Annotated in this window: 3 protein-coding genes; 2 read left to right on the top strand and 1 reads right to left on the bottom strand. The window is 50.6% G+C overall.

The genetic code is table 11. The features are described 5' to 3' along the window. Positions 1-137 precede the first annotated feature (137 nt). Both AC3DOM_RS14800 and AC3DOM_RS14795 read left to right on the top strand, forming a co-directional pair. Complete coding sequence (locus tag AC3DOM_RS14800) at positions 138-845, top strand: AzlC family ABC transporter permease (protein ID WP_487919816.1); 708 nt, start codon at positions 138-140, stop codon at positions 843-845. Beyond that, the gene (locus tag AC3DOM_RS14795; protein WP_487919815.1) at positions 842-1,162 is read left to right on the top strand and encodes an AzlD domain-containing protein; all 321 of its coding nucleotides are present in this window, start codon (positions 842-844) and stop codon (positions 1,160-1,162) included. Before AC3DOM_RS14800 ends, AC3DOM_RS14795 begins: the two co-directional genes overlap by 4 nt. A 67-nt stretch (positions 1,163-1,229) precedes the next feature. On the opposite strand, the gene AC3DOM_RS14790 is transcribed toward AC3DOM_RS14795, so the two are convergent. Further along, on the bottom strand, positions 1,230-1,622 hold a 393-nt coding region (locus tag AC3DOM_RS14790; RefSeq protein ID WP_487919814.1), incomplete at its 5' end, for a DUF4870 domain-containing protein.

Raw genomic sequence — 1,622 nt, 5'->3', positions numbered from 1 at the left:
TACTCATCTCCATGCTTATTTCGATTGATTTCTCCAGGAAATAACAGGGATTTTACCTTGTTTAGATTGAGGGGGGCGAGTTGAATTGGATGTATAATTCTCCATTTCAACTAGCAAAGGAATACCAGGGTCATTTTATGCAAGCAAAACAACAGGATTTTTTCACAGGGGCGCAGGATTCTCTGCCCATCTTATTAGGGGTTGTTCCCTTTGCGCTGATCTGCAGTGTGGCTGCTGTCAGCGTGGGCTTGACGCCCTTTGAAGCAGCAGGGATGTCCTTCATCGTCTTTGCCGGGGCCTCACAATTAGCTGTCCTACAACTGATTGGCGAAGGCGCAGTCTGGATGGTAATGGTGCTCACGGCCTGGGTCATAAACCTACGATTCACCATGTATAGCGCCACCCTTGCGCCCTATTTGAAGGATGAGCCCATCTATCGTAAAGCTCCCTTTGCCTTCATTCTTTCAGATCAGGCCTTTGGCGTCACGATGAGTCACTTTGCCAACAAAATCCCTGCCAACCCGGCCTGGTATTTCTACGGTACAGCCGCGGCCATCTGGCTCACCTGGATCATCAGCGCAATTGCTGGCGCCTTGCTTGGGACTCTCGTCCCCGCAAGCTGGGGGCTTGAGTTTGCCTTTCCGCTCAGTTTTCTGGCCTTGATGTTTGCCGCCCTCAAAGATCGCCCGGCAGTTATCGCAGCCCTGGTCGGCGGACTGACTGCCATCATTACCCGGGGATTGCCCTATAACCTGGGCTTGATTCTGGCCGCCCTCCTCGGAATCGGTGCAGGGGTATTGGCTGAGAGTATTGCTGATAAAAAGATGGAAGGAGCTGCCCAATGAATGGTCTTCCTCTTTGGCTGCTCTTCATCGCAATGGCCCTGGGCACATTTGCACTGCGCTTCTCATTTATTTATCTGTTCGGCAAAGTGGAAATGCCCGAGTGGCTGCGGCGCGCTCTCCGATTTGTACCTGCTTCCGTTTTAGCAGCGCTGGTTTTCCCCGCGCTAACCTATCCTAATGGGGTACTTGATCTGACGCTTGGAAATATTCGCTTGTTGGCCGGTATCGGTGGGGCACTGGTCGCCTGGCGCACCAAAAACGTCATGTGGACCATCGTTGTCGGGATGGTTCTCTTCTGGATATTGCAGGCTTTATAAAAATATAAAAAGGCGGACAACCGTCCGCCTCCACTAACTCTCCACTCTCTCATCTTAATTCTTCCCTCTATTCTTTAAGAAATGGAATCGCCAGTCTATAGCGAATTGGCTTATCTGAAAGTGCGCGCAATGCATTGATCACGCCCTGCCAGGTGCAGAAAATGCCGATCAGAATCAGGGGCAGGGGGACGCAGATAACAAGCAGGATGAAGAAGGGGCTATTTTCCAGATTACTTACCTTTGCACTATCCATCATGATCAGGGGGGCAGGAGCAAGCATGAGCAGGAAGAGGGCTGCAAAGAGAGCCAGGGTCATCGTGATCTGGAAATTGAGCACCTGCCTCCCCTGTTTATCAATTTTATAGGATTTATTTTTCTTCCATGACCAGAGCAGCAAGGGGAGGATGATAATGCAAAAGATGCTGCTCAGATGTAAGAGGGCAAGCCATAGATTTTCGTT

Source organism: Candidatus Desulfolinea nitratireducens, from assembly GCF_982879505.1.
This window is presented reverse-complemented; position numbering and strand designations above follow the sequence as displayed.